Source organism: Meiothermus sp., from assembly GCF_025056915.1.
GTDB lineage: Bacteria > Deinococcota > Deinococci > Deinococcales > Thermaceae > Meiothermus.
In genome coordinates this window covers 1-18166 of record NZ_JANWVH010000026.1, presented here as the reverse complement: position 1 = coordinate 18166, position 18166 = coordinate 1, and the positions used below count along the sequence as shown (strand labels likewise).

Below are 18166 nucleotides of genomic sequence, written 5' to 3'. Positions count from 1 at the left end.
CATGCAGGGGCGGCTCGAGCCCGCCACCCGACGGCCCAACCCCGGCCTCCTGGCCCGCCGGGCCCTCACCTTTGCCGGGCTGCTGGCCCTGCTGGCCCTGGCGCTGGTGCTGGGGGTGGGCCAGGGCGCGATCCACATACCCCCGGGCGAGGTGCTCCAGGCCCTCCTGGGCCAGCGTGAAAACCCCATCGTCACCGAGCTGCGCCTGCCCCGGGTGCTGGGGGCCATGCTGGTGGGGGCCGCGCTGGGCCTCTCGGGGGCTGCGTACCAGGGCCTCTTCCGCAACCCCCTGGCCGACCCCTACCTGATGGGGGTGGCCGCTGGGGCCTCCTTCGGCTTCACCCTCACCCTGAGCCTGAGCGGGGTGCTCGCGGGGTTCGGGGCCGGCCTCTTCTTCGCCAGCCTGCCCACCACTGCGGCCCTGGGGGCTTTTGTGGGGGCCCTGCTGGCGGTGGTGCTCACCCTGACCCTGGCCGGGGGGGTGAGCAGCAGCCAGCACCTGATCCTGGCCGGGGTGGTGGGCAGCGTGATGGCCGGGCTTTCCACCCTGATCCTGCTCCTCGACACCGACCGCATCCGCGAGGTTTTCAGCTACACCCTGGGCAGCCTGAGCTTCATGGGCTGGCGGGGGGTGGGGATGCTGGCAGCAGGGCTGGCGCTGGCCCTGCCGCTTTTGTGGGGCCTGGCGCGAACCCTGAACGCGCTCTCGCTGGGCGAGGAAACCGCCCGCAGCCTGGGCCTGCCCCTGGGTGTGTTGCGTCTGGTGCTGGTCGCGCTCTCCACCCTGCTCACCGCCTTGTCGGTGGTGCAGGCCGGCATCATCGGCTTTGTGGGTTTTGTAGCCCCTCATGCGCTGCGGCAGCTGGTGGGGGGCGACTACCGCTACTTGCTTCCCGCTTCAGCCCTGGGCGGGGCCTTGCTGCTGGCCCTGGCCGACTGGGCTGCGCGGGTGGTGGTGCGGCCCGCCGAGCTGCCGGTGGGAGTGATCACCACCCTGCTGGGCGGGCCCTTTTTCCTCTATTTGCTTTGGCGGGCCCGGCGGGGCCTCCAGTGGGGGTAGCCATGGAAGAACCCAAGCGCGAGAAACCCTATCAGAAGCCCTCCGGCCCCCGGCGGGGGCTGGTGCTGGTCTACACCGGGGAGGGCAAGGGCAAGACCACCGCGGCCTTGGGCCTGGTGCTCAGGGCAGTGGGGCGCGGCTACAAGGCGCGCATCTTCCAGTTCATGAAGCACGAGCAGGCCGCCTTCGGCGAGCACCGCGCCCTGGGGCAGCTGGGGGTGGAGATTGAGGGCCTGGGCGACGGGTTTAGCTGGAAGTCCAAGGATCTGGAAAAGTCAGCAGCGCTGGCCTACCAGGGCTGGCAGAAAGCCCGTGCGGCGCTTTTCTCGGACTACTTCCTGGTTGTCTGGGACGAGATCAGCTACCCCCTGCGCTACGGCTGGGTGCCCCTGGCCGAGGTGCTCGAGGCCCTGCGGCAGAAGCCCCCAGGGGTGCACGTGGTGCTCACCGGGCGGGGCATGCCACAGGAGATCCTCGAGCAAGCCGACACCGTGAGCGAGGTGCGCAAGCTCAAGCACGCCTTCGATGCGGGCATACCGGCCCAGCGGGGGATTGAGCACTAGCAGGTGAAAACATGCGGCAGCCCTACAAGCATCCGGCCCTCAGCCAGATCATCTTTTGCACGGGTGGGGTTTGTGGCGGGAAGGAACAGGCCCCGGTGCCCAAACAAGCCCTTCTGGAGCGCTGGAAGCGGGACTACCTGTGGCGGGTTTGCCACATTAGCTTCAGCGACTGCATGGGCCCCTGCGAGCTGGCCAACAACGCCTGTCTGCTGAGCCCGGCGGGTGCCCGCTGGCTGGGGGGGCTGGAGAGCCAGGACTACCTGGCCCTGGCCGACTGGGCCGCGGCCTGCAAGCAGGCTGGGCAGTTGCTGCCCCTACCCGAGCCGCTTTTGAGCAAGGAAATATGCCGGTTTGCCAAGGAAGGCAGCATTCGGCTGGAAAGGAGCAAGTCATGAACAAACTCTTGGTTGCATGGCTGGTCGGGCTGGCTTCGCTGGCCCTGGCCCAGAGCCCCGTCACCCTCAGGAACTGCGGCCTCGAGCTTAAGCTGAGCGCCCCGCCGAAGCGGGCGGTGACCATGAACCAGGCCGCCACCGAGGTCATGCTGGCCCTGGGTCTGCAAGACCGCATGGTGGGCACGGCCTACCTCGACGACGCCATCCTGCCCGAGTACGCCGCCGCCTACGCCAAGGTGCCGGTGCTGGCCAAGCAATACCCCTCCAAGGAGGTGCTTCTGGGGGCGCAGCCCGATTTCGTCTACGGCTCATACGCCAGCGCCTTCGGCAAGGATGCCGCCGGGTCGCGGGCTGAGCTACTTAAGCTGGGCATCACCCCTTACGTAAGTCCCATGGCCTGTGAGGACCGCAACCTGCGCCCGCGACAGGTCTCCTTCGAGGATGTGTATGGGGAAATTCTGGACATCGGGCGCATCTTTGGGGTGGAGGCCCGGGCCAGGGCCCTGGTGGCCCAGATGCGCAGCCAGGGCCTCAGGGCCCGGGTGGCCGCTGCCGGGCAGACCCCCTTGCGGGTTTTCTGGTACGACAGCGGCATAGATAAGCCCTACGTGGGTGCTTGCTGCGGGGCCCCGGGGATGATCATGCGCCAGCTCGGGGTGCGCAACGTTTTTGCCGACGCGCCGGGCTCCTGGGCCGAGGTGAGCTGGGAGGGCGTGGTGGCTCGCGAGATTGACGTGATTGTGGTGATTGATGCCGACTGGTCGAGGGCCGAGGAGAAGATCCGCCACCTCACCACCAACCCCACCTTTGCCAACCTAAAGGCGGTGCGCGAGCGGCGCTTCATCACCATTCCCTTTAGCTACACCACCCCAGGGGTGCGCAACGCCCTGGCGGTCAAGCTGCTCTCGGAGAAACTGTACCCGTCCCGATGAGACCGCGTTTCGCCCTGTGGCTTCTGGTGCTGGGCCTGGCCCTCTTGGGCTCGCTTACCCTGGCGGTGATGCTGGGGCCGGTGCCGATTGCCGCGGGTGAGGTCTGGCGCATCGCCTGGGCCAGGCTGGGGGGGAACCTCGAGCCCACCTGGAGCGCGGCCCAGGAGAACATCGTCTGGTTCCTGCGCTTCCCCCGGGTGCTGCTGGGGGCGGTGGTGGGGGCCTCGCTGGCGGTGGCGGGGGTGGTGATGCAGGCCCTGGTGCGCAACCCCCTGGCCGACCCCTACCTGCTGGGGGTGAGCAGCGGGGCCTCCACCGGGGCGGTGCTGGCCCTGGCCTCGGGCTGGCTGGGTTTTGCCGGGCTGTACGGGGTTTCGCTGGGGGCCTTCCTGGGGGCCCTCCTGAGCTTGGGGGTGGTGCTGGCCCTGGCCCGGCTGGGCGGGCAGACGACCCCAACCCGGCTGATCCTGGCCGGGGTGGCGGTGGCCTACCTCTTCTCCGGCCTGACCAGCCTGATTACCCTCACAGGGGAGCGCGAGCTGGCCCGGGCCGCGCTCTCCTGGCTTCTGGGTAGCCTCTCCGGCAGCCAGTGGAACGAACTGGGCCTGCCCAGCCTGGTGCTGCTTTTGTGTACCCTGGCGCTGCTCTTCTCCAGCCGGGCCCTGAATGCCATCGCGGTGGGCGACGAGACGGCCACCACGCTGGGCCTCGAGGTGCCGCGCCTGCGGCGCCGCCTGATGCTGCTGGCCTCGCTGCTCACCGCCGTGGCGGTGGCGGTGGCCGGTGCAGTGGGCTTCATCGGGCTCATGCTGCCGCATATGGCGCGCTTCCTGGCCGGGGCCGACCACCGCCGGCTGCTCCCGCTGGCTGCTCTGCTGGGGGCAATCTTTACCATCTGGGTGGACGTGGGGGCGCGGATGCTCTTTGCCCCCCAGGAAGTACCCCTGGGCGTTATCACAGCGCTTCTGGGCACCCCTTTCTTCCTGTGGCTGATGCTCACCCGGCGGGAGGTGCAGCGGTGATGCAGGCCCATCAGGTATCGCTTCGGCTAGGGTCGCGCTGGGCGGTGCAGGGGGTTTCGCTAAAGCTGCAAGGCCCCGAGCTGGTGGGGCTGCTGGGGCCCAACGGAGCAGGCAAGTCCAGCTTCCTCCGCCTGCTCTACCGGATGCTGAGGCCCCATGCCGGCTGGGTGGCCCTGGAGGGCCGCGACCTCTGGCAGCAGCGCAGCGCAGAGGTTGCCCGGCGGCTCGCTGTGGTGGGCCAGGAGGCGGTGCAGGAGCCTGGATTCAGCCTGCTGGAGATGGTGCTGATGGGACGCACCCCGCACAAAGGCTGGCTCGAGGCCGACAGCGCCCTGGACCTCCGCATCGCCCGGGAGGCCCTGGCCCGGGTGGGACTTTCCGGCTACGAGGAACGCCCCTTCCAGAGCCTCTCGGGCGGCGAGAAGCAGCGGGCGCTGATCGCCCGGGCGCTGGCCCAGCAGGCCCACATCCTGCTACTGGACGAGCCTACCAACCACCTGGACGTGCGCTACCAGCTCGAGGTGCTGCAACTGGTGCGAGGGCTCAGGATACCCGTGGTGGCGGCCCTGCACGACCTCAACCTAGCCGCCCTCTTCTGCGACCGGCTGCTGCTGCTTTCGGAGGGCCGGGTGGTGGCCGAGGGCCGGCCTGAGCAGGTGCTGACCGCCGAGCGCCTGAGGGTTGTTTACGGGGTGGAGGCCCTGGTCGAGCCCCACCCCAGAACCGGGCGGCCCCAGGTGGTGCTGCTGCCCCCGGAGGAAGCGTGATCTACCGTCAAAAAATCCTGCGCCCCGATGGCCGCGCGGTGCACCTGGTGCAGAAGCGGGGCCACCTGAGCTACTGCTACACCGGCTGCTGCTGCGGCCACACCGAGCGGGGCTATGCCCCGGTGCCCGCCGAGGTCTACAAGGAGGAGTGGCTGCGGCGCAAACTGCGCAACGTGGTCCATCTGACCAAGGGGGGCTGCCTGGGCCCCTGTACCCTGGCCAACGTGGCGGCGCTGGTCTTCGACGGGCGCTCGGTCTGGTTCCACTCGGTGAACACCCCCTGGCAGGTGCGGCTCATCTTCGACTACATCGAGAGCATGCTCCAGGCCGACCGCTTCCTGCCCCCCCCGCCCGAGCTGGCCGAGTACGCCTTCAACTTCTACGACTGGGAGGCCCGGGGGGCCTTGCCAGAGGCCCCTGCAGCGGCGGTGGAGGCCGGCGGGGCCCTTTCCGGCCTGGCCCTTTTGAGCCACGCCGACACCGACCTGCTGGCCCTGGAACAGGCCCGGGGGCTTTTGCCGGTGGGGTTTCCCCCGGTGCTCGGCCTGAGCCTGAATCGCCTCAAGGCCCCGGAGCAGATGCAGCTTTGGCTTCAGGGGCCCTTGGGGCAGGCCCAGGTGGTGGTGCTGCGGCTGCACGGGGCGCCGGAGGGGGTGCCGGGGCTGGCGGCTTTGGAGGCCTGGGCCAAGGAGCGGGGCCAGCGGCTTTTGTTCCTGAGCGGACTGGGCGAGCTTTCGCCCGAGCTGGCCCGGCGTTCGGATGTCGGGCCCCTGGTGCTCAAGGAGACCACCGCTTACCTGATGGCGGGCGGGGTGGACAACCTGCTCGAGCTCATGAAGTACCTGGCTGATACCCTGCTCGAGACCCGCTTCGGCCACGCCCCTCCCGCGCCCCAGCCCGAGCACGGCCTCTACCATCCCCGGCTGCCCCAGGGGGCCACCCTGGAGGACTGGGCGCAGCTTTGCGACCCCGCCCGGCCCACGGTGGGGGTGCTCTTCTACCGGGCGCACTACCTCTCGGGCAACCTGGCCTTTGTGGACGGGCTGGTGGAGGCCCTGGAGGCCCGCGGGCTGAACGCGCTGCCGGTGTACACGGCCTCGCTCAAGAGCCAGGAGGCCGGCTTCCCGGTGGCCCTGGGCTTTCTGGAAGGCCGGGTGGAGGTGGTGGTCTCCACGCTGGCCTTCGCCCTGGGCGAGAGCGAGGCCTTCCGCCGGCTGGGGGTGCCGGTGGTGCAGGCCATCGCCGCGGGGATGCCCAAGGGGGCCTGGGAGGTGAGCAGCCGGGGGCTCAGCCCCCTCGAGACCGCCATGCAGGTCGCCCTGCCGGAGTTCGACGGGCGGCTGATTGGGGTGCCCATCAGCTTCAAGGAGCCTGGGGGCGATAGCCTCTACCAGCCCGAGCCCGACCGCCTGGAGCGCACCGCCGGCCTGGCCGCCCGCCTGGCCGCTCTGAGGCGCAAGCCCAACCGCCAGAAGCGCATCGCCATCGTGCTCACCAACTCGGGGGCCAAGGCCAAGAGCATCGGGGGCGCGGTGGGCCTGGACACCCCGGCCTCGCTTTGGCGCCTGCTCGGGGCGCTGCGGGCCCGGGGCTACTCCCTGCCCGAGCTGCCCGAGGGCCCCGAGGCCCTGATGCAGGCGCTGCTGCGGCGGGGCAGCTACGACCCGCGCCACCCCCTGAACCCCCGGCTGGCCTTCCGCATTCCCCGCTCGCGCTACCTGGCCTGGTTCCGCCGCTTCCCAGAGGCCCTGCGCTTCCGCATGGAGGACTTCTGGGGCAGCCCCCGCGAGCGGGGCTACACCCTGCGCGAGGGCCGGCTCAAGACCGACAAGAAGACCCTGAGCAAGGGGCTCAAGGGCTTCGCCAGCCTGGCCTTGCAGGAGGAGCCCCATAGCGACGAGGAGAGCTACTGGGTGGCGGGCCTCGAGCTCGGCCAGGTGCTCATCGCCCTGCAGCCGCCTAGGGGCTACGGCCTCGACCCCGACGCCATCTACCACACCCCCGACCTGCCCCCCACCCACCACTACGCGGCCTTCTACCGCTGGCTTGAAGAGGATTGGGGGGCCGACGCCATCGTGCACCTGGGCAAGCACGGCACCCTGGAGTGGCTCCCCGGCAAGGGGGTGGGCCTTTCGGCGGCCTGCGCCCCCGACACCCTGCTGGGCGACCTGCCCCTCCTCTACCCCTTCATCCTCAACGACCCCGGCGAGGGCACCCAGGCCAAGCGGCGGGCCCACGCGGTGGTGGTGGATCACCTGCCCCCGCCCCTCACCCTGGCCGAGACCTACGGTCCCCTGGCCCGCCTCACCGAGTTGGTGAACGAGTACTACGCACTGGAGAAGCTCGACCCCAGCAAGCTCCCGCTGGTGCAGCAGGAGATCTGGCAGCTTTTAGAGGAGACCCAGCTCAAAGCCGACCTGGAGCTAAAGCGCTTCCTCGAGGCCGACCACGGCGACCACAAGCACGAGTGGGACGAGACCCTGACCCCCGAGGGCGTCCCTACCAGCTTAGCTGAAATGGAGGGCCGCCAGGTGGCTCACCTGTTGGAAGACCTGGAGGGCTACCTCTGCGAACTGGGCCTGGCCCAGATTCGGGACGGGCTTCACGTCCTGGGCAGGCTGCCACCCTTCCCCGAGATGCTCCGCGCCCTCACCCGCCTGCCCAACGGCGAGGTTGCGGGCTGGCTCGAGAGCCTGGCCCGAGCCTACGGCTTCGTCCTGGAGGCCCTCCTGGAGCACCAGGGCCGCCGCCTCACGCCCCCCCACCCCCTGGGGCAGAGCCACGGCCAGGTGCTGGAGAGCCTCGAGCGCCTGGCCTTGCGGCTTTACGAAGCTTTGGAGGAGGAAGGCTTCGACCCCAGCAAAGTCCCCGGTATTCTGGCCCAGACGCTGCCCGATGGGTACGACGCTGGGGCGCTGACCGAGCTGGAGGAAACCCTCCACTTCGCCTGCACCCGGCTGGTGCCGGCTTTAGAGCGCACCGACGACGAGATTGAGCACCTGCTGCTGGCCCTGGAAGGGGGCTACGTGCCCCCCGGCCCCTCGGGGGCCCCGAGCCGCGGCCAGGCCCACGTGCTCCCCAGCGGGCGCAACTTTTACGCGGTAGACCCCAGGGCCCTGCCCTCCCCGGCGGCCTGGCGGGTGGGGGAGCGGCTCGCACAGGAGACCCTGGAGCGCTACCTGCGGGAGACCGGGCGCTACCCCGAGATGGTGGCCCTCTCGGCCTGGGGCACCGCCCAGATGCGCACCCAGGGCGACGATGTGGCTGAGGTGCTGGCCTTTTTGGGTGTGCGCCCCCGCTGGCACCCGGTGAGCCGGCGCATCGAGGGCCTCGAGGCCATTCCCCTGGCCGAGCTGGGCCGCCCCCGCATCGACGTGACCCTGCGCATCTCGGGCTTCTTCCGCGATGCCTTTCCCCACCTGATAGAACTCCTGGACGAAGCCTTTGAAATGGTCATGCAACTGCCCGAAGACCCCGCGCAGAACTACCCCCGCAAGCACTACCTGGAGGCCCTAGAGCAGTGTGGCCCGGAGGCGTGTGGCCTGGCCGAGGCCCAGGCCCGCTGGCGCATCTTCGGCTCCAAGCCGGGCAGCTACGGGGCGGGGATGCTGCCCTTGCTGGAGGCCGGCAACTGGACGGGCCTGGAAGATCTGGCCCAGGTCTACCTGGAGTGGGGCGGCTACGCTTATGGGCGGGAGGTGGAGGGGGTGGAGGCCAAGGCGGTCTTCGCCGAGCGGCTCAGGCAGGTGGAGGTGGCCCTGCACAACCAGGACAACCGCGAGCACGACATCCTGGACTCCGACGACTACTTCCAGTACCACGGGGGGCTGGTGGCGGCGGTGCGGGCCTTGCGGGGGGAGGCCCCCAGGGCCTACTTCGGCGACAGCGCCGACCCCGGTCGCCCCCGCACCCGCAGCCTCAGCGAGGAGATCCTGCGGGTCTATCGCAGCCGGGTGGTGAACCCCAAGTGGCTCGCGGCCATCCGCCGCCACGGCTACAAGGGCGGCCTGGAGATGAGCGCCACGGTGGACTACATCTTCGGCTACAGCGCCACCGCCGCCGCAGTGCCGGAGTTCATCTTCGAAGGGGTGGCCCAGCACTACCTCGAGGCCGAGAACCGGGCCTTCCTGAGCGAGCACAACCCCTGGGCACTGGAGGCCATCGCCCATCGGCTGCTCGAGGCCGCCCAGCGGGGGCTTTGGAAAGCTCCGGAGGCCGCCTTAGAGGCCCTGCAGCAGGCCCTGCTGGAGGCCGAGGCGGCCCAGGAAGCGCGGGAGGAAGCATGAACTACCCCTTCGCCGCCCTAGTCGGCCAGCCGCAGATGCGCCAGGCCCTGCTGCTCGCGGCCTGCGACCCCTCGCTCTCGGTGCTTCTGGAGGGGGAGAAGGGCAGCGCCAAGACCACCGCCGCGCGGGCCCTGGCCGAGCTGCTCCCCGAGGGGGCCCCCTTCGTGAACCTGCCCATCGGCACCAGCGAGGAGCGGCTTTTGGGGGGGCTCGACCTGGACAAAGCCCTCGCGGGCCAGCCTGCCTTGAAGCCGGGCCTCTTGAGCCAGGCTCACGGGGGGGTGCTCTACTGCGACGAGGTCAACCTGCTGCCCCCTCACCTGACCGATGCCCTGCTGGACGTGGTGGTGAGCGGGGTGGGGCGGCTCGAGCGGGAGGGGTTCAGCCTCGAGTACCCGGCCCGTTTCGTGCTCCTGGCCAGCATGAACCCCGAGGAGGGGCGGCTTCGGCCCCAGCTCTACGACCGCTTCGCCCTCAAGGTGGCGGTGCGGGGCCTGGCCGACCCGGCGGAGCGGGCCCTGGCCCTGGCGCGCCGGCTGGCCTTCGAGGCCGACCCCGCAGGCTTCCGTGCCGAGTGGGCCGAGGCCCAGGCAGCCTTGAAGCAAAGCCTGGCGGAAGCCCGGGGTCGGCTGGCCAGGCTGGCCCTGGGGGAAGAGCTGCTGCTGGAGATCAGCCAGAGGGTGGCGGCCTTGGGCGTGCCGAGCCTGCGGGCCGACCTGGCGCTGGCCAAGGCGGCCCGGGCGCTCGCGGCCTGGGAGGGGCGGGAAGGGGTGGACTGGGCGCTGGTGGAGGCGGTCTGGCCGCTGGTGCTGCCCGAGCAGCCAAGCCCCCCGCCGCCGGAGGCCCCGCCCCCGCCGCCGCCGGAGGCCCGGGAGGCCCTCGAGCAGGTGCTCCCCCCCAAGAAGCCCCCCCACCCCCTTCGGCTCGAGGGGGGCAGCCTGCGCCAGGGGAGCCAGAACCACCCCCATGGCGAGGCGGTGCGGGCGGTGCCGGAGCCCCACCCCGAGCGGCTGGAGCTCAGGGCCTCGCTCCTTCATGCGGGCCTGCGGGGGGCCGAGCGGCTGGAGCGCCAGGATCTTCACGCCCGGCTGGAGGTAGGCCGCCGCGGCCAGCGGCTTTTGCTGGTGGTGGACGCCAGCGGCTCGCTGGCCGCCGAGGCCCGCATGGCCTGGGCCAAAGGGGCGTTGCTCTCCTTGCTGGAGGGGGGCTCCGAGGAGGTGGGCCTCATCACCTTCCGGGGGCTCGAGGCCCGGCTCACCCTTCCCTTCACCCGCGATCAGGAGGCGGCCCGGCGGGCCTTGGAGCACCTGCCCACCGGCGGGCGCACCCCCCTGGCCGCCGCGCTGGCCCTGGCCAGGGCACACCTGGACGGGCGCACCCGGCTGGTGCTGGTCACGGATGGGCGGGCCAACGTGCCACACCAGGGGGGCGACCCCTGGGCCGAGGCCCTGGCCCTGGCCCAGAGCCTGCAGGCCCCGGCGGTGGTGCTGGACGTGGAGGAAGGCCCGGCGCTGGGCCGGGCCCGCGCGCTGGCCCAGGCCATGGGAGCCCGCTACGCCCGGCTCTCCGACCTTTCCGACCACGCCCTGCTGTTGCGGTTCCCCGAGGAAGGGTCTGCGTGAGCATCCTGCTGGCCCTGCTGATGGACTGGCGTCTGGGCGAGCCTCCGGCCCCGTGGCACCCGGTGGTCTGGATGGGCCGCTACCTGAGCTGGGCGGGGCGCGGCCTGACCGCGCTCGCTCCTCGGAAGGCTTTCTGGGCCGGGGCCTTGGCCTGGATGCTGGGGGCGCTGCTCTGGGTGGGGGCCTACGCCCTGCTGGCCTGGCTGCTGGATGGTCTGCCAGCCTGGCTCGAGCTTCCCCTCACGGCACTCCTGCTCAAGCCGCTCCTGGCCTTTCGCCTGCTCCTCAGCGAGGCCCGGGCGGTGGAGGAGGCCCTCGGGGAGGGCCTCGAGGCCGGACGCGCACGCTTATCCCACCTGGTCAGCCGCAACACATCGCAGCTTTCGGAAAGCGAGGTGCGTGAGAGCCTGCTGGAGTCGGCCTCGGAAAACCTCTCCGACTCGGTGATTGCACCGCTGTTCTGGTTCGTGCTGCTGGGCCTGCCGGGGGCTGCCCTCTACCGCTTCGCCAACACCGCCGACGCCATGTGGGGCTACCGGGGCCGCTGGGAGTGGGCCGGCAAGTGGGCGGCCCGCGCCGACGACCTGCTGAACCTGCTCCCGGCCCGGCTCACCGCCCTGCTTTTGTGGGCAGTGGCCCCCCGCTTCCGGGGGTGGAGGCTCCTGCACGAGGCCCGCAAGACCCCCTCGCCCAATTCGGGCTGGCCCATGGCCGCCCTGGCCCTGGGACTGGGCCTTCGCCTGGGCAAGCCGGGGGTTTACACCCTCAATCCGTCGGGTCGCGCCCCTAATTCGAGCGATGTGCAGGCCGGGCTGATTCTGGTCAGCCGGGCCGGCTGGCTGGGCGTTTTACTCCTGGCCACCATCGAAGCAGGGCTATACTTCCTGCAGTCGCTACAATGAGAAGATGATTCCATGATAGACGATGTGCTCAAACCCATCCACGGCGGCACCGACAGCGGCCCCCCGCCCCGCTTCGACTTCTCCACCAACGCCAACGGCCTGGGGCCCGATCCTTATGCCCTGGCCGCCATTCAACGGGCCGACCCCAGCCGCTACCCCGACCCTCTTTACACCGAGGCCCACCTTGCGCTGGCCAAGTTTTATGGTGTGTCCCCGGATCAGGTGGCGGTGGGCGGCGGCACCAGCGAGCTGATCCACCGGCTGACCCGGTTGCGCCACCTTCGCGGCCCCATGCTCATCCTGCCCCCCACCTTTTCCGAGTACGCGCGGGCAGCCCAGCCAGCCGAACTCCCCTTGCTCAAGGCCGAAAGCGGGGAACAGTTCCTGCGGCTGTTGCCCCAGGCCTCCCTGGCTTTCTTATGCGTGCCCAACAACCCCACCGGGGAGGTCTACGATTTTCTGCACGAGGCCGCAGAGGTCGCCCACCGCCGCCTGGTGACGCTGGTGCTGGATCTGGCCTACCATCCCCTAACCAAGAATCCACCCCCTCTGCCCCCCACCGCCTGGCGGCTTTACAGCCCCAACAAGGCCCACGGTCTCACCGGCGTTCGGGCGGGGTTTCTGCTGGCTCCCCTCGACCTCACCCCCTTTCGCGACATTGCCCCTTCCTGGGTGCTCGGAGTTCATGGCGAGGCCTTCCTGAGGGCCACCCTCGAGCCCCCCTCCCAGGCCTGGCTCGCGCAAAGCCGCGCCCGGCTCTGGCAGCTTCGAGGCGAGCTGGCCCAGGGCCTCAGGGCGCTGGGGCTGGAGGTGCAGGAAAGCCCGGCCAACTTCCTTCTGGTGCGGGTGGGCCAGGCCAGTCGGGTTGCGCTCCGGCTGCGGGAGCAGGGGCTTCGGGTACGCGACTGCACCAGCTTTGGCCTGCCGGAGTGGTTGCGCCTTTCGGCCCAGCCCCCAGAAGCCCAGCAGGCCCTGCTGGAAGCCCTGGAAGGCTCCCTGGTCAAACATGGCTAGAGCCATCATGGTGCAGGGCACCAGCAGCGGGGCGGGCAAGAGCTTCCTGGCCACCGCGCTTTGCCGCTACTACGCCCGGCAAGGCCTGCGGGTAGCCCCCTTCAAGGCCCAGAACATGTCCAACAACGCGCGGGTGGTGGCCGGGGGCGAGATCGGCAGCGCCCAGTACTTCCAGGCCCTGGCGGCGGGGGTCGAGCCTGAGGTTCGGATGAACCCCGTCCTGCTCAAGCCCGAGGGCGAGCAGAGAAGCCAGGTAATTCTCTTGGGGCGGCCCAGCCCCGAACTCTCCCGCCTGCCCTGGCGCGAGCGCAAGGACAGGCTCTGGCCGGTGGTTCGACAGGCCCTGCACGAGTTGATGCAGGCCTTCGACCTGCTGGTGATCGAGGGCGCGGGCAGCCCGGCGGAGATCAACCTGAAGTCCACCGATATCGTGAACATGCGGGTAGCCCTGGAAGCGAAGGCCCGGGTGCTGATCGTGAGCGACATTGACCGGGGCGGGGCCTTGGCCCACCTGTACGGAACCTACGCCCTGCTCGAGGCCCCGGAGCAGGCCCTGGTTAAAGGGTTTGTACTGAACAAGTTCCGGGGCGATGCCCGGCTGCTCTCCCCTGGCCCTGAAGCGCTCGAGGCCCTCACCGGCGTGCCCACGGTGGCCGTGCTGCCCCTTTGGCCCGGCCACGGATTGCCCGAGGAGGATGGGGTCTTCGACCCGCGTTCGGTGGGACAGGGCCTCCGGGTGGCGGTGGTGGTCTACCCCCGCAGCTCCAACCTCGACGAGTTTGAGCCGCTCAAGCATCTGCCCGGGGTCGAGCTGGTCTGGGCACAAGCACCGGGCGCCCTCCAAGGAGCCGAGCTGATTGTCCTGCCGGGCTCCAAGCACACCGTAAGCGACCTGGAGTGGCTCCGGGCCCAGGGGCTTGAGGATTCCATCCGCGCCCATGCCCGCGCCGGAAAGCCCCTGCTCGGCATCTGCGGTGGCTTGCAGATGTTGGGGGAAACCATTCAAGACCCGCAGGGGATCGAGACCCCAGGGAGTTTCCGGGGCCTGGGGCTGCTGCCGCTGCAAACGGTCTTTGGCCCCGACAAGGTGCAGCGGCTGAGCCAGGCCTGCCTGGAAGGGCTGGGCGGGTACTGGAAGGCCCTGGAGGGCCTGGCCATCCAGGGCTACGAGATTCGTCACGGGGAGAGCGGCCAAGTGTACATGCAGCAGGGAAGCGTGCTGGGGCTTTACCTCCACGGGCTCTTTGAGAACCCGGAGGTGCTGAAGCGCCTCTTTGGGCAGCCGCCGCGTTCAGAAGACGTGTTTGAACAGATGGCCGATTTCGTGGGGGCCCACTTTAGGGCAGGCTTCCTGGACTGGCTGGCAGACCACCGTCAAACGCCTTAGAGCGCTCTTCACATATTTTGAGCCATTTGAGCTCGAGAAAGCTTGGTTTTATACAGTTCAGTGGCCGCCTGGAAACTCGAAAAGATGCGTCTCATCCTAGGCGCATTCTCGTTTTCGTGGGCGGCCACGTCTGTGAAGAGCGCGATAACAGTCACCCCTTGCTGGCGCTCAGGGCCTATTGCTGTTTGGGGCCAAGGGGAGTCCGGCCTGGGCGTCAAACCCACTAATGTACCTGGCCCGTACGTCGGGCCAGGTAGACGAAAAAGGGCGCCCCCAGGGCCACCACCAGAATGCCCACCGGGGTCTCGAGGGGCCGGTCAACCAACCTAGCAGCCACATCAGCCAGCGAGAGCAGGCTGGCCCCCAGAAGGGCCGAGAGGGGTAGCACCCGCCGGTAGTCAGGGCCCACCCATCCCCGGGCCAGGTGCGGCACCATCAGGCCCAAAAAACCGACGGGCCCGGCCACGCTCACCGCAGCCCCAGCCAAGAGCACCGCCAGCCCGGCTACCAGCAGGCGCACCCCGCCCACCCGGGCTCCCAGGCTTCGGGCGGTCTCCTCACCCAGGGAGAGCAGGTTGACCTGCTGCGCCAGCAGCACCGCCAGCAGCAGCGCCGGTAAGGCCCAGGGCAGGATCAGCCAGAAGTGCTCCCAGGTACGCCCGGCCAGGCTTCCCGACAGGTTGATGAAAGCTCCCCGAGTGCGCTCCTCGAACATGATGAGGAGAAAACTGGCCGCCGCCCCCAGCATGGCTCCCACGGCGATCCCCGCCAGGGCCAGCCGCACCGGGGTCAGGCCCACCACCGCGGTGAGGCTGTAGACCAGCGCCGCCGCCAACACCCCGCCCAGAGCCGCCAGCAGCACCATGCCCCAACCCGGCAGGCCGGGGAAGAAAACCACCCCCAACAGCAGGCCCAGTGCAGCCCCGGCATTCACCCCCAGCAAGCCAGGCTCAGCCAGGGGATTTCGGGTAAGGCCCTGCATCAAGGCCCCGGCCACCCCCAGGCTGGCCCCCACCAGCAAGGCCACCAAGGCTCGCGGCAGGCGCAGGGTGTGGACAATGAGGCTCTCATTGGAGGCGTCAGGCCGGAAGATGAGGCGCCAGACCTGATCCAAGGGGATGTCCACTGCCCCCACCGAAACCGCGAGCAGCAGGGAGAAAACCAGAAGCCCTGCGGCCAGCAGCACCGCCAGCGGCCAATCTAGGGTCAGGCGGCGCGGGGTCATGGGGCTTTGAAAGCAAAGCTGCCACCAGCGGGCTTGTCGGCCAGGAGACCGCTGTTTATCAACTCAGCCAGGATGAAGCGGGTGGCCAGGGGGCCCCGGCCCCGGGTCCAGTTGTCGCGGTCGAACTCGAACACCCGGCCCCGCCGTACCGCCTCGAGCCTCGTCCACAGGGGGTTTCTGGCCCAGCTCCGCACAATGGGGGTTTCGTCCGGTGCGGTGAAGACCACCAGGGTAGCCGGATTCAGGGCCACCAGGCCTTCCAGGCTCAACTCGTACTGGGTCTGGTTGTTTTGCGGCCTGGCCAGGTTCTTGCGGCCCAGCCGCTCCAAAAGGGAGCCGATGAAGCTCTCGTTGGAGTGCACGGTAAAGCTGTTGGGGGTGGATACGGCGGTCATCAGCGGAGGGGCTTTGGGGTTGGCAAAGGCCCGGGCTTTCTGCAGAAGGCGTTCCTGGTCTTCCAGAAGCTGCCGGGCCTGGGCCTCCTTACCCACCATGCGCCCGATATCCAACACCTGCTGGCTCAGGTCGTCGAAGCTGCCCCGCCGAGACTGGAAGGCCACCACCGGGGCGATGCGCTGTAGCTGGGGAATCAGGTCGCGGTGCACGAAGGCATCGGCGATGATGACCTCGGGCCGCACCGAGAGGATGGCCTCCAGGGAGGGCTGGGCCCTCGAGCCAATCGAAGTCACGCCCTCGGCCCGCGCCCGCAGGTAGGGCGGTAACCCCCGGTCGCCGCCCTGGGTGCCGGTGGCCGCACCCACTGGGGTCACCCCCAGGGCCAGCAGGGTATCCAGGAAGCTGTATTCCAGCACCACCACCCGCTTCGCCGGAGCGTTCAGGCTCAGGGTGCCCAGTTCGTGCTTGACCTGAATCTGGGCCAGGCCCAGTCCCAGAACGGGCAAAACGCTCAAAAGGATTTTTCTCACAGGGTCTCCTCCAGAATTTCTTCTCTACGGGCTAGCGCAAAAGGGATCAGGTGGGGGGTGCCGGTCTCGGGGTCGCGCAAAAAGTGGGCTTTCAAACCGAAAACCTGGCGCAGAATGCGCTCGCTGAGCACAGCCTCCGGAGCCCCCTCGGCCACCACCCTTCCCTCGTACACAGCCACCAAGTGGTGGGCATAGCGCGCCGCCTGGTTGAGTTCGTGCAGCACCATCACGATGGTCTTGCCCTGCTCGCGGTTGAGCCTTTGCAAAAGCTGCAAGACCTCGAGCTGGTGGCTCAGGTCGAGGTAGGTGGTGGGCTCGTCCAGCAACAGGATGGGGGTCTCCTGGGCCAGGGCCATGGCAATCCAGGCCCGCTGGCGCTGGCCGCCGGAAAGGGTCTCGAGGGGCCGCCGGGCAAAGATGCGCATTCCGGTCTGGTCGAGGGCCCAGTCCACCAGCGCACGGTCGTGGGCGGTGCGGTTCCCCAGGGCGCTCTGGTAGGGATAGCGACCGAACCAGACCAGCTCCTCCACGCTGAGCCCCTCGGGGGCCTGGGGCATCTGGGGCAACAGGGCCAGCTCGCGGGCCACGGCCTTGGTAGGCAGGGTATGGATGGCCTTGCCATCCAGCAGCACCGCACCCTCTCTGGGCTTCAACAGCCGGGCCAGGGCCCGCAGCAAGGTGGACTTGCCGCAGCCATTGGGACCAATCAGGGCGGTAATTCTTCCCTTAGGCAAGGCAAGGTTCAGGCCCTCGATAACACGCCGTTCGTCGTAGCCCAGGGTGAGTTCTTTGGTGCTGAGGCTCATCGTACCCGTCCTGTCTTTCGCATGAGGTAGAGGAAGTACGGGGCACCCACCAGGGTGGTGAGCAGCCCCGCCGGAATCTCGATTGGAGGAATCAGCCCGCGCCCCAGGGCATCGGCGGCCACGACCAGCAGGGCACCCAGCAGCATCGAGGCCGGCAGGAGCAGGCCGAAGCGAGGCCCCACCAGAAGCCGCGCGGCGTGGGGCGCAATCAGGCCCACAAAGCCCAGAATCCCCACGCCCATTACGGCCACCGCAGCCAGACCGGCGGCCAGGGCCAAAGCCACCAGGCGGGCAGGCTCGAGGCGCATCCCCAGGCTTTTGGCGGTCTCGTCTCCAAACGAGAGCACATCGAGCCTGCGGTGAAGCAGAAGGGTGATGGGAATCAGCACCGCCGCGAAGGGCAGCACCCGAAAAAGCCGCTCCCAGTCGGCGCCGTAGACTGTACCGCTCAGGAAGATCAGGGCCTGGGCAATGGAGTCGTCGGCCCGAACCAGAATGAGCCGGCGCAGTCCGTCCAGCGAGGCCTCCACCGCCACCCCAATCAGGGCCAGCCGGATGGGCAGCACCTCCCCCGATTGGCGCGCAAGCACGTACACCAGGCCAAAGGCCGCCAGCGCCCCAGCAGAAGCCCCCACTGGCAGCAACCAGGCGGGCGTGTTTGGCAACAGCATCAGGTTTACCACGGCGGCCAGCCCTGCACCTGCCGCCACCCCTACGATGTCTGGCGAGGCCAAAGGGTTGCGCACCACCCCTTGCAAGATGGCCCCCGAGGCCGCAAACAAGGCACCACAGAGCGCCCCCACCAGAATCCGGGGCAGTCTAAGTTCGTAGAGAATGCGGGCCTGGGTCTCGTCGTGCGGCCCCAGAAGAGCCTGCACCACCTCTGCTGGGCTCATCCGCACCGCTCCGGTGCCCAGGGCTAAAATCCCCAGGCCGCACAGCAGTAGGGCCAACAAGGGAATCGAGCTGTGTTTGGGGCGGTGGGTGGCTTTTATCATAATAATCCAATCAACTTACTCGGGTTTGTAGTCTATTTCGATGGTCTCTGGTGCGTCAAGCGCTATTCAAACGGGCCGCCAGATAAGACTCTGGGTTCCAGGGAATGCGCTCGCGCTTGACCGTGGGGTCGGGGATGGGGATGGCCGAGAGCAGGGCTTTGGTGTAGGCGTCCTGGGGTTCGCGGTAGATTTTGTGGCTGCTCGAGACCTCCACCAGCCTTCCCTTGTACATCACCGCCACCCGATCGGAGATGTCCTCCA

General features: G+C 69.1%; 15 protein-coding genes and 1 pseudogene. 11 read left to right on the top strand and 5 right to left on the bottom strand.

Annotated features, from left to right (window positions below; translation table 11 throughout):
- The first annotated feature begins 1 nt into the window (after nt 1).
- From NZN28_RS06105 to NZN28_RS06055, 11 genes are read left to right on the top strand one after another with little or no spacing between them, the layout of a single operon-like run.
- On the top strand, nt 2-1060 hold the full coding sequence (locus NZN28_RS06105) for an iron ABC transporter permease (protein ID WP_295396140.1): 1059 nt from the start codon (nt 2-4) through the stop codon (nt 1058-1060).
- 2 nt (nt 1061-1062) lie between these two features.
- Nucleotides 1063-1623, top strand: coding sequence for a cob(I)yrinic acid a,c-diamide adenosyltransferase (gene cobO / locus NZN28_RS06100; protein WP_295396137.1), 561 nt, complete (start codon nt 1063-1065; stop codon nt 1621-1623).
- An 11-nt stretch (nt 1624-1634) separates the two neighbouring features.
- The gene (locus NZN28_RS06095; RefSeq protein ID WP_295396135.1) at nt 1635-2018 is read left to right on the top strand and encodes a hypothetical protein; all 384 of its coding nucleotides are present in this window, start codon (nt 1635-1637) and stop codon (nt 2016-2018) included.
- Complete coding sequence (locus NZN28_RS06090; protein WP_295396133.1) at nt 2015-2950, top strand: ABC transporter substrate-binding protein; 936 nt, start codon at nt 2015-2017, stop codon at nt 2948-2950. Before NZN28_RS06095 ends, NZN28_RS06090 begins: the two co-directional genes overlap by 4 nt.
- A complete protein-coding gene (locus NZN28_RS06085; RefSeq protein ID WP_295396132.1) occupies nt 2947-3972 on the top strand; it encodes an iron ABC transporter permease in 1026 nt (341 codons plus the stop codon). The genes NZN28_RS06090 and NZN28_RS06085 overlap by 4 nt, the downstream gene beginning before the upstream one ends.
- Nucleotides 3972-4739 (top strand): ABC transporter ATP-binding protein, encoded by a 768-nt coding sequence (locus NZN28_RS06080; RefSeq protein WP_295396177.1) that lies wholly within the window; start codon nt 3972-3974, stop codon nt 4737-4739. Before NZN28_RS06085 ends, NZN28_RS06080 begins: the two co-directional genes overlap by 1 nt.
- Complete coding sequence (gene cobN / locus NZN28_RS06075) at nt 4736-9025, top strand: cobaltochelatase subunit CobN (RefSeq protein WP_295396129.1); 4290 nt, start codon at nt 4736-4738, stop codon at nt 9023-9025. The genes NZN28_RS06080 and cobN overlap by 4 nt, the downstream gene beginning before the upstream one ends.
- Nucleotides 9022-10647 carry an ATP-binding protein gene (locus NZN28_RS06070; protein ID WP_295396127.1) on the top strand — a complete coding sequence of 542 codons (1626 nt, stop codon included), beginning with the start codon at nt 9022-9024 and terminating at the stop codon, nt 10645-10647. The genes cobN and NZN28_RS06070 overlap by 4 nt, the downstream gene beginning before the upstream one ends.
- Entirely contained in the window at nt 10644-11549 is a 906-nt protein-coding gene (gene cbiB / locus NZN28_RS06065) for an adenosylcobinamide-phosphate synthase CbiB (protein WP_295396125.1), read from the top strand. The genes NZN28_RS06070 and cbiB overlap by 4 nt, the downstream gene beginning before the upstream one ends.
- 12 nt (nt 11550-11561) lie before the next feature.
- Nucleotides 11562-12563 (top strand): histidinol-phosphate transaminase, encoded by a 1002-nt coding sequence (locus tag NZN28_RS06060; RefSeq protein ID WP_295396123.1) that lies wholly within the window; start codon nt 11562-11564, stop codon nt 12561-12563.
- Nucleotides 12556-13950, top strand: a complete 1395-nt coding sequence (locus NZN28_RS06055; RefSeq protein ID WP_295396122.1) for a cobyric acid synthase — start codon at nt 12556-12558, stop codon at nt 13948-13950. Before NZN28_RS06060 ends, NZN28_RS06055 begins: the two co-directional genes overlap by 8 nt.
- A 223-nt stretch (nt 13951-14173) precedes the next feature.
- Here NZN28_RS06055 and NZN28_RS06050 read toward each other — a convergent pair whose 3' ends face one another.
- The 5 genes and pseudogenes from NZN28_RS06050 to NZN28_RS06030 form a co-directional block, all read right to left on the bottom strand.
- The gene (locus NZN28_RS06050) at nt 14174-15175 is read right to left on the bottom strand and encodes an iron ABC transporter permease (RefSeq protein ID WP_295396119.1); all 1002 of its coding nucleotides are present in this window, start codon (nt 15173-15175) and stop codon (nt 14174-14176) included.
- A complete protein-coding gene (locus tag NZN28_RS06045; RefSeq protein ID WP_295396117.1) occupies nt 15172-16101 on the bottom strand; it encodes an ABC transporter substrate-binding protein in 930 nt (309 codons plus the stop codon). Before NZN28_RS06045 ends, NZN28_RS06050 begins: the two co-directional genes overlap by 4 nt.
- On the bottom strand, nt 16098-16907 hold the full coding sequence (locus NZN28_RS06040) for an ABC transporter ATP-binding protein (RefSeq protein WP_295396115.1): 810 nt from the start codon (nt 16905-16907) through the stop codon (nt 16098-16100). Before NZN28_RS06040 ends, NZN28_RS06045 begins: the two co-directional genes overlap by 4 nt.
- Nucleotides 16904-17905, bottom strand: coding sequence for an iron ABC transporter permease (locus NZN28_RS06035; protein ID WP_295396112.1), 1002 nt, complete (start codon nt 17903-17905; stop codon nt 16904-16906). The genes NZN28_RS06040 and NZN28_RS06035 overlap by 4 nt, the downstream gene beginning before the upstream one ends.
- A gap of 55 nt (nt 17906-17960) precedes the next feature.
- Nucleotides 17961-18166, bottom strand: a pseudogene (locus tag NZN28_RS06030) (ABC transporter ATP-binding protein); the annotation flags it as partial.

Coding starts and splice junctions, on each gene's coding strand:
- NZN28_RS06105 (WP_295396140.1), top strand. CDS start 2: ATGCAGGGGCGGCTCGAGCCCGCCACCCGACGGCCCAACCCCGGCCTC.
- cobO (WP_295396137.1), top strand. CDS start 1,063: ATGGAAGAACCCAAGCGCGAGAAACCCTATCAGAAGCCCTCCGGCCCC.
- NZN28_RS06095 (WP_295396135.1), top strand. CDS start 1,635: ATGCGGCAGCCCTACAAGCATCCGGCCCTCAGCCAGATCATCTTTTGC.
- NZN28_RS06090 (WP_295396133.1), top strand. CDS start 2,015: ATGAACAAACTCTTGGTTGCATGGCTGGTCGGGCTGGCTTCGCTGGCC.
- NZN28_RS06085 (WP_295396132.1), top strand. CDS start 2,947: ATGAGACCGCGTTTCGCCCTGTGGCTTCTGGTGCTGGGCCTGGCCCTC.
- NZN28_RS06080 (WP_295396177.1), top strand. CDS start 3,972: ATGCAGGCCCATCAGGTATCGCTTCGGCTAGGGTCGCGCTGGGCGGTG.
- NZN28_RS06070 (WP_295396127.1), top strand. CDS start 9,022: ATGAACTACCCCTTCGCCGCCCTAGTCGGCCAGCCGCAGATGCGCCAG.
- NZN28_RS06060 (WP_295396123.1), top strand. CDS start 11,562: ATGATAGACGATGTGCTCAAACCCATCCACGGCGGCACCGACAGCGGC.
- NZN28_RS06055 (WP_295396122.1), top strand. CDS start 12,556: ATGGCTAGAGCCATCATGGTGCAGGGCACCAGCAGCGGGGCGGGCAAG.
- NZN28_RS06050 (WP_295396119.1), bottom strand. CDS start 15,175: ATGACCCCGCGCCGCCTGACCCTAGATTGGCCGCTGGCGGTGCTGCTG.
- NZN28_RS06040 (WP_295396115.1), bottom strand. CDS start 16,907: ATGAGCCTCAGCACCAAAGAACTCACCCTGGGCTACGACGAACGGCGT.
- NZN28_RS06035 (WP_295396112.1), bottom strand. CDS start 17,905: ATGATAAAAGCCACCCACCGCCCCAAACACAGCTCGATTCCCTTGTTG.